Source organism: Brevundimonas sp. (genome assembly GCF_032107865.1).
GTDB lineage: Bacteria > Pseudomonadota > Alphaproteobacteria > Caulobacterales > Caulobacteraceae > Brevundimonas.
The window spans coordinates 1-8571 of sequence record NZ_DAMCNG010000115.1 but is presented as its reverse complement, the minus strand read 5'-3'; the positions used below and the strand labels follow the sequence as shown (position 1 = coordinate 8571).

The window sequence follows — 8571 nt, the reverse complement described above, 5'->3', positions numbered from 1 at the left end:
GATGCCGCCGCGCGCCCAGCGCCCGCCGCATCGGGCACGGCCTGTCTGCGCCACACGGGCTCTGAATGGCGTCAGGTGTCGGGCAATATGAGCCTGGGCGCCTGCGTTCAGGCCCTTTACGCCGGGACGTGCGTGCGTCCGGGCGACGCCCAGTACGGCCGCTGGGGCGACACCACCCTGCGCCTGGTGCCGCGCCGCGTTGAGCAGTCCAGCGACAACAGCCGCTTCCGCACCCTGGCCCAGCAGGACCGCAATTGTCAGTTCCCGGAGCTGTGACGAAGGTGCGTGTTCTGATCTCGGGACTGGCCGTCGTGCTTGGTTCGACCGCCCTTGCGGCCTGCGATGCGCCTCAGCTTAAGGCGCCGTCGGACAAGGGCGTCTGCTATCACGTCGGCGAGCTGGACAGCGATGCGCCTCGCTTCAACGTGCTGGCCCGCGACCAGCCGCAGATCGAGTTCTGCGCCGCGCGGCTGGAAGAGATGCGCCTGAAATTCCTGAGCATGGGCGGCAGCAACAATGAGATGCTGGGCGCCTATCAGGGGCAGTTCATCTTCATCGACCGCACCGGCGTCAAATTCGGCAAGAGCCTGGATGGCCCGCGGTTCTTCGCCCTGGCGCGGACCGGCGATGGCCGTCTGGCCATTCCTGGCGCCATCCAGCGTCAGATCGACGGCCGCCCGGTCGCCGTGGCGCCCAACTAATCCGCCCATTTGCGGGCGAACGAAACTAGAACATATCGCCCGTTTCGATTAAGGAACGGACGACAAGACGAATAAAAGGACATCGGTCATGGCGGGCAGCGTCAACAAGGTCATTCTGGTCGGCAACCTGGGTCGCGACCCGGAAATCCGCTCGCTGAACAACGGCGACCGCGTCGCCAACCTGCGTATCGCCACCTCGGAAACCTGGCGCGACAAGGCCACGGGCGAGCGCAAGGAAAAGACCGAGTGGCACTCGGTCGTCATCTTCAACGACAACATCGTCAAGGTGGCCGAGAACTATCTGAAGAAGGGCTCGACCGTTTACGTCGAAGGCTCGCTGCAGACCCGCAAATGGACCGATCAGCAGGGCGTCGAGAAATACTCGACCGAGATCGTCATCCAGCGCTTCAACGGCCAGTTGACCATGCTGGGCGGTCGCAGCGACAGCCAGGGCGGCGGCGGTGATCGCGGCGGCTACGGCGGCGGTCGCGACGACGACTATTCCTCGGGCTTCTCGACCGGCGGCGCCAACAAGCCCTCGGGTCCGAAGGAAAGCTACGACCTGAACGACGACATTCCGTTCTAAGGCGCGTTCAGCCGGAACATGAAGGCCGCGTCCCTATCGAGGGCGCGGCCTTTTTCATGGATGGATCAGCGCGCGAAGCGGCCCTTTTCGGCGACTTCGGTCAGGGCCTGGCGGACGGCGGCGGTCAGTTCGTCCATGGTGTGCACCTGGCGCACGCCATAGGCGCGGGCGGTGATGTCGACGTTGCCCTTGCGCCAGAAGCCCTCGGGGGCCAGCACGATCAGCTTTCCGCCGCGCGCGTGCAGGCCCATTTCCAGCAGACTGATCGGGCTTTGCGTGCCCGGCGCGAAATACATGACGATGACGTCGGCGCTTTCCAGGGCGGCCAACTCCCATTCGACCTGACGGCGGAACTCGGGCTCGTCCGCCTCGGGGCGCCAGGCGGGGTTCCAGTCGGGACGGCGCGGGTTCAGGACCGTGACGTCCATGTCGCCCAGGGCCCGCGTCAGCGCCGCCTGCCAGTCCGGCGCGCCGCCCATGTCGATGCTGCCGCCCAGGAAGACGCGCGGTCGGGCGTTGTCGATCGGCAGGGGCTGGGGCGAGACGACGAGCGTCGGCTCGGCGGTCGCAGGCGCGGCGGCGATGCAGGCGGACAGGATGGCGAGGGCGGACAGCAGGGCAGGGGTCTTCATGGCGGCCTCTATAGCCGACAGGGCGGGCGGTTGTGCAGGGTAACCTGCGGTCATGCTTCGTGAGAGGCCAATCGTCGCGCCCTGTGGCAAGCATGGGGGCGTGTCCAGTTCCTCTTCCTCCCCGCACGCGCTGACGCCGCTCGAGATCGCCGCCATCGTGGCCGTTCTGGTCATCTGGGGCGTCAATAACGCCGCCGCCAAGGTCGCTACCGAGGTGTTGCCGCCGCTGATGACGGGGGCGTTGCGCTTCGCCATCGCCGCCGCCTGTCTGGTCTGGTTCGTGCGGCCGCCGTTCCCGAACTGGAAGAGCCTCCTGATCATCGCCGTGGTGGGCGGGCCGATCCACTATGGCCTGATCTATCTGGCCTTCTGGTTGGCCAATGACGTCAGCCCGGTGACGGTGGCGACCCAACTTTGGATTCCGCTGACGTCCCTGTTCGCCTTCCTGTTGCTGGGCGAGCGGATTTCACGGATGGCGACGGTCGGCCTGGTGATCGCCTTCATGGGCGTGGCCTGGATGACGCTGGACCCCCATGCCTTGCAGGACTGGAAGGCCATTCTGGTGGGCGCGCTGGGCGCCTCGGCCTGGGCGCTGACGACGGTGATCGCGCGGCGTACGACCTCGATCCCGCCGCTGAAGATGCAGGGTCTGCTGGCGCTGATGGCGTTTCCGGCCCTGACCCTGGGCTCGGCCCTGTTCGAGACCGGGCAGTGGGAGGCGGCCAAGGCGGCGACGCCGCTGGTGTGGGGCACGCTGGTCTGGGCGGGGGTGATCTCGTCCGTGTTCGCGACCAGTCTGATGTTCTGGCTGGTGCAGCGGCGCGAGGCCGGGCGGGTGACGCCCTATCTGCTGGGCTCGCCCCTGGTGTCGATCATGATCGGCGGCCTGTTCATGGGCGACGTGCTGACGCCGCAGATCCTGACCGGCGTGGCGATCGCGCTGGCGGGTGTGGTCACAGTGGCCCTGGGGGAGCGCGGCTTGCGCGCCGGCGCTCCCGCCAAGGTTTGAGGTTGCTTACTGCGCCTTGATGACGGCGCAGGCCACGCGGTCGCCCGCGCCGCCGATCGGCTGGCTGGAATGGTCGTCGGCGTTGGCGTGGATCACCAGGGCCGAGCCGTCGGCGTCCAGCAGCCACTGGCCGGGGCCGTTCTGCGATAGACGGGCGTGGCTGGTGAAGACCTCGGCGTTCACGGCGCCGCTGGCGTCGGCGAAGACGTTGGGCAGGTCGCCGTCATCGGGCCCCTCGGCGTTCAGCAGGCCGTGGGGCTTCTTGGGGTCGCCGTGGTTGATGTGGGCGCCGGCCGAGGTGAAGGGCGCGGCGCACTGGCCCGTGGCGTGGATATGGATGCCGTGCCAGCCGGGCGTCAGGCCGGTGGCCTCGACCTTGATCAGCAGGCCGGTCGAGCCCTGCGTCAAGGTGGCCTTGCCGATGTCGGCGCCCTGGCCGTTGATGATGGCGACCTGCGAGGTCTGGCCCGGCGCAGCGCGCATCATGGACATGTGCGAGGCGTGCTGATCTGGCGTATGGCCTGCATGGCCCGCATGCTGCTGCGCCGAGGCGGCGCCGGCGGCGAGAGCGATCGCCAGAACGCTGGGAGCGATGAAAACGGCTGGGGTCAAACGCATGAATTTCCTGTCCTTTTATACGCGGGGATTTCAGCGGCGTTTCTTTGCCACCACGGCCCCCTGATGATAGAAACCTGAATAGCGGATCACGTTCCGATTCCGGCCATCTAAAGCCTGATTTCCTTGACCGACGACAGCTACGACAACGCCGCACCTTCGGCGCCCGGCGACATCTCCATCATCACGATCGAGGACGAGCTGAAACGCTCCTACCTCGACTACGCCATGAGCGTGATCGTCAGCCGCGCCCTGCCTGACGCGCGCGACGGTCTGAAGCCTGTTCACCGCCGCATCCTGTACTCGATGCACGACCTGAACATGACGCCCGAGCGGTCGTATTCCAAGTGCGCCCGCGTGGTCGGCGACGTGCTGGGCCGGTTCCACCCGCACGGCGACGCCTCGGTCTACATGGCCCTGGTCCGCATGGCCCAGGATTTCTCCATGGGGCTGATGCTGGTCGATGGCCAGGGCAACTTCGGCTCGGTCGACGGCGATATGCCGGCCTCCATGCGTTACACCGAGGCCAAGATGGCCCCGGCGGCCGTGGCCCTGCTGACTGACATCGAGAAGGACACGGTCGATTTCCAGCCGAACTACGACGAGAAGGAGTTGGAACCTGTCGTCCTGCCGGCGCGGATTCCGAACCTGCTGGTCAACGGCGCGGGCGGCATCGCCGTCGGCATGGCGACCAACATCCCGCCGCACAACCTGCGCGAAGTGATCGACGCTGCGGTCGTCCTGCTGGACGACCCGGACGTGTCGGACGACGCCCTGCTGGACATCGTGCCGGGACCGGACTTCCCCACGGGCGGCGAGATCATGGGCCGCACGGCCCCGCGCAACGCCCTGCGCGACGGTCGCGGTTCGGTCATCGTGCGCGGCAAGGCGTCGATTGAAGAGATCCGCAAGGACCGCGACGCCATCATCATCACCGAACTGCCCTTCCAGGTGAACAAGCAGACCCTGATCGAGCGCATCGCCGAAATGGTGCGCGAGAAGCGTCTGGAAGGGATCGCCGACGTTCGAGACGAGTCCGACCGCTTGGGCATGCGCATCGTCATCGAGCTGAAGCGCGACGCTTCGGGCGATGTGATCCTGAACCAGCTGTATCGCTATACGGCGCTGCAATCCTCGTTCGGCGTCAACATGCTGGCGCTGAACCATGGCCGCCCCGAACAGATGGGCCTGCGCAAGCTGCTGGAGCTCTTCCTCGACTTCCGTGAGGAGGTGGTGGTCCGCCGGGTCAAGTTCGAACTGGCCAAGGCTCGCGATCGCGGCCACGTCCTGGTCGGTCTGGCCGTCGCCGTCGCCAACATCGACGAGGTGATTCATATCATCCGCAGCTCGGCCGACCCGGCCGAGGCGCGCGAGCGTCTGCAGGCCAAGGCCTGGCCGGTCGGGGACATGATGGCCCTGGTCGAGCTGATCGCCGACCCGCGCACCGTGCTGGTCGAGGGCGACAAGATCCGCCTGACCGACGAGCAGGCCCGCGCCATCCTGGCCCTGACCCTGTCGCGTCTGACGGGTCTGGGCCGCGACGACATCTTCGGCGAGGCGCGCGCCCTGGCCGACACCATCCAGGGCCATCTGACCATCCTGTCGGATCGCAAGAACGTCCTGGCCATCATCCGCGAAGACCTGTTGCTGGTGAAGGATCAGTTCGGCGTGGATCGCCGCACCCTCATCGGCGAAGGCGACGCCGAGATGGAGGATGAAGACCTGATCCCGCGTGAGGACATGGTCGTGACCGTCACCCACTCGGGCTACGTCAAGCGGGTGGCGCTGAACGCCTATCGGACCCAGCATCGCGGCGGCAAGGGCCGCAGCGGCATGTCGATGAAGGACGAGGACGCCGTCACCAGCGTCTTCAGCGCCTCGACCCACACGCCGGTCCTGTTCTTCGCCACCAACGGCAAGGCTTACAAGCTGAAGACCTGGCGCCTGCCGCTGGGCAATCCGCAGTCGCGCGGCAAGGCCTTCGTCAACCTGCTGCCGATCGAGCCGGGCGACAGCATCATGAACGTGTTGCCCCTGCCGGAAGACGAAACGACCTGGGGCGATTACGACATCATGTTCGCCACCCAGTCGGGCGACGTGCGCCGCAACAAGCTCAGCGACTTCGCCACGGTGAACCGCGCGGGCAAGATCGCCATGAAGCTGGTAGATGGCGACGGCATGGTCGGCGTCGGCCTGTGCACGGCCGAGGACGACGTGCTGCTGACGACGGCTCTGGGCCGGGCCATCCGCTTCAAGGCCGACGACGTGCGCGTGTTCAAGGGCCGCGACTCCACCGGCGTGCGGGGCATCCGCTTGCAAGATGGAGACTCGGTCATCTCCATGGCCATCCTGGGCCGTGTGGACGCCACGCCGGAAGAACGCGCCGCCTACGTCAAGCACGCCAACGCCATGCGCAAGGCGCTGGCCGGGGCTGACGCGGAAGAGGATGTCGTCACGGTCGAGGCCGATGACGAAGAGGCCGGCGACGCCGCCCTGTCGGTCGAGCGCATCGCTGAACTGGGTGCGGCCGAGCAGTTCATCCTGACGGTCACGGAAACCGGATTCGGCAAGCGGTCTTCGGCCTATGAGTATCGCCGCACGGGTCGCGGCGGGCAGGGGCTGACGGCCCACGGCCTGGGCGGTCGTGCAGGCACGCGCCTGGCCGCCGCCTTCCCGGTCGAGGAGACCGACGATCTGATGCTGGTCACGGACGGCGGTCAGATGATCCGCACCCCGGTCGGCCAGGTCCGCATCGTCGGCCGCTCCAGCCAGGGCGTGACGATCTTCCGCACTGGCAAGGACGAGAAGGTCGTCTCGGTCGAACGTCTGGCGGATGCGGGCGGCGACGACGAAGACGGCGACGTCAGCGAGACGTCGACCGACGAGGGCGGCGAGGCCTGATCCTGCATGGCCGTCGCTCCTGAACTCTGGATCGACGGCCGACCTGCCGGGGTTGAGGATCTGGGCCGCCAGGCCTTGTTCAACTACGGCGCCCTGACCTCTTTTCGCGTGGAGGGGGGCGGGGTGCGTGGGCTGGATCGGCATCTGGATCGTCTCAACCGTTCGGCGATCGGGCTGTTCGGCGAAGCTGTCGCCGAGGATCGGCTGCACGATCAGATGCGGACGGCGCTGGCCGGGCGGGATGAGGCCTGGCTGCGCATCAGCCTGTTTTCAAATGAGCTTTCCCTGCGTCAGCCGGACTGGATCGGCGCGCCGCAGGTGATGATCAGCGTTTCGGCCCCGCCGTCGCCCTTGCCGCACGGGGTCCGCCTGCAAAGCCAGGTCTATGCCCGCGAGGCGCCGCATCTGAAGCACGTCGCCACGATGGGCCTGTCGCGGGCGCGGCGTCTGGCGCGGCTGGCGGGATTCGACGACGCCCTGTTCACGGACAATGAGGGTCGGATTTCCGAGGGTTCGCTGTGGAATGTCGGCTTCATCGAGGGCGAGACGGTGGTCTGGCCGGACGCGCCCATGTTGGATGGCGTGGCGCAGGCCCTGATCCGCGAGGCGTTGGACCGCGCCGGATCGCCGCAGCGCAAGGCGGTGGTGCGCCTGTCGGACCTGCCTCGGTTTGACGGGGCCTTCCTGTGCAACAGCGCCACCCCTGCCGCTGAAATCGCCGCCATCGACGGCCGGATTTTCACCGGCGCGGCCGACGCGGTGCAGCAAATAGGCAACCTTTGGCGATCACAGCCGCGTCAGAAAATCTAGGCCGTTCATTTCGCACCTGCTAAACGGACCCAAACGATGGGGAGGCCGCAGGCCATGCGTATCGGACTTTATCCGGGCACCTTCGATCCGGTCACCAACGGTCATCTCGATATCATCGGGCGGGCGGTCAAGCTGGTGGACCGGCTGGTCATCGGCGTCGCCCAGAATGACGACAAGGGCCCACTGTTCTCGACCGCCGAGCGGGTCGAGATGCTCAAGGCGGAGGTGGCGCGTTTCAACGCCGATATCGAGGTGCGGCCCTTTTCCAGCCTGCTGATGCACTTCGCCGAGGAACTGGACGCCAGCGTCATCATACGCGGTCTGCGCGCCGTCGCCGATTTCGAGTATGAGTTCCAGATGACGGCGATGAATCAGCGCCTCAACAGCGACATAGAGACCGTGTTCCTGATGGCCGATCCGCGGCATCAGGCCATCGCCTCGCGACTGGTGAAGGAAATCGCCCGGCTGGACGGCCGGATCGACAGCTTCGTCAGCCCCGCCGTCGCCGCGAGCGTGTTGGCCAAGGTCAAGAAGGGTTGAGGTCGGGTTTGAAGATCAAGTCTATGATGGCGCTGGCGGCGGGCATGGCCCTGCTGGCCGGTGGAGCGATGGCCCAGTCGGGGGATTGGCGCACCGTTGCGCCCGAGAATCTGTGGGTGATCGACACGGCCAAGGGCCGCATCCTGGTGGAGTTGGAGCCGCGCGTGGCGCCGAACCACATCGAGCGCATTCGCACCCTGACCAATCAGGGCTTCTATGACGGGCTGAAATTCCACCGCGTTATCCCGAACTTCATGGCCCAGACCGGCGACCCCCAGGGCACCGGCGCGGGCGGCAGCGAACTGCCCGACCTGAAGGGCGAGTTCACCTTCCGCCGCGGCCGCGACAGCGGCTTCGCCCCGGTCGAGAACAGCGGGCCGGGCTTGCGCGGCATCATGGGCTCCATCCCGGTGGTGACGCAGCCCGATGCCCAGATGTTCGTCACGGCGGACTTCAAGACCTCGGCCCAGGGGCTGTTCTGCCCCGGCGTGGCGGGCATGGCGCGCGCCGGTTCGCCCGACAGCGCCAACAGCCAATTCTACCTGATGATGGGCCAGAACGATAATCTGAACGGCGCCTACACGGTCTTCGGCCGGGTGGTGCAGGGGCTGGACGTGGTGAGCGCGCTCAAGGCGGGCAACGACGCCAACGACGGCGCTGTCGGTCCCGACGCCGACGTCATGACGCGGGCGCGGCTGGCCTCGGCCATGCCGGAGGCTGAACGGCCGACGATCCGCGTGGCTGTGCCGGGCTCTGCGCCGTTCAACGCCGCCGTCG

Annotated in this window: 9 protein-coding genes and 1 pseudogene; 8 read left to right on the top strand and 2 right to left on the bottom strand. The window is 67.0% G+C overall.

All coding sequences use genetic code 11. The features are described from left to right. From RT567_RS10495 to ssb, 3 genes and pseudogenes are all read left to right on the top strand, one after another. Positions 1-276, top strand: a pseudogene (locus tag RT567_RS10495) (hypothetical protein); the annotation flags it as partial. A gap of 5 nt (positions 277-281) precedes the next feature. After that, a complete protein-coding gene (locus RT567_RS10490; RefSeq protein WP_313576334.1) occupies positions 282-701 on the top strand; it encodes a hypothetical protein in 420 nt (139 codons plus the stop codon). A gap of 88 nt (positions 702-789) precedes the next feature. Beyond that, complete coding sequence (ssb, locus tag RT567_RS10485; protein WP_087140792.1) at positions 790-1287, top strand: single-stranded DNA-binding protein; 498 nt, start codon at positions 790-792, stop codon at positions 1285-1287. Between the two features lie 65 nt (positions 1288-1352). Here ssb and RT567_RS10480 read toward each other — a convergent pair whose 3' ends face one another. Next, on the bottom strand, positions 1353-1919 hold the full coding sequence (locus tag RT567_RS10480) for a nucleoside 2-deoxyribosyltransferase domain-containing protein (RefSeq protein ID WP_313576333.1): 567 nt from the start codon (positions 1917-1919) through the stop codon (positions 1353-1355). A 52-nt stretch (positions 1920-1971) separates the two neighbouring features. Here RT567_RS10480 and RT567_RS10475 point away from each other — a divergent pair, with 52 nt between their 5' ends. Next, the gene (locus RT567_RS10475) at positions 1972-2928 is read left to right on the top strand and encodes a DMT family transporter (protein WP_409516167.1); all 957 of its coding nucleotides are present in this window, start codon (positions 1972-1974) and stop codon (positions 2926-2928) included. A gap of 6 nt (positions 2929-2934) precedes the next feature. Here the strand turns inward: RT567_RS10475 and RT567_RS10470 are convergent, their stop codons facing one another. Beyond that, entirely contained in the window at positions 2935-3420 is a 486-nt protein-coding gene (locus tag RT567_RS10470; protein ID WP_313576335.1) for a superoxide dismutase family protein, read from the bottom strand. 249 nt (positions 3421-3669) lie between these two features. On the opposite strand from RT567_RS10470, the gene gyrA reads away from it, so the two are divergent. The 4 genes from gyrA to RT567_RS10450 all read left to right on the top strand — a co-directional run. Continuing rightward, complete coding sequence (gene gyrA, locus RT567_RS10465) at positions 3670-6444, top strand: DNA gyrase subunit A (protein ID WP_313576331.1); 2775 nt, start codon at positions 3670-3672, stop codon at positions 6442-6444. Between the two features lie 6 nt (positions 6445-6450). Then, positions 6451-7254, top strand: a complete 804-nt coding sequence (locus tag RT567_RS10460; protein WP_313576330.1) for an aminotransferase class IV — start codon at positions 6451-6453, stop codon at positions 7252-7254. 54 nt (positions 7255-7308) lie between these two features. Beyond that, entirely contained in the window at positions 7309-7794 is a 486-nt protein-coding gene (gene coaD, locus RT567_RS10455; protein WP_286952380.1) for a pantetheine-phosphate adenylyltransferase, read from the top strand. 8 nt (positions 7795-7802) lie between these two features. Beyond that, a partial coding sequence (locus RT567_RS10450) for a peptidylprolyl isomerase (RefSeq protein WP_313576329.1) occupies positions 7803-8571 on the top strand: 769 nt, incomplete at its 3' end.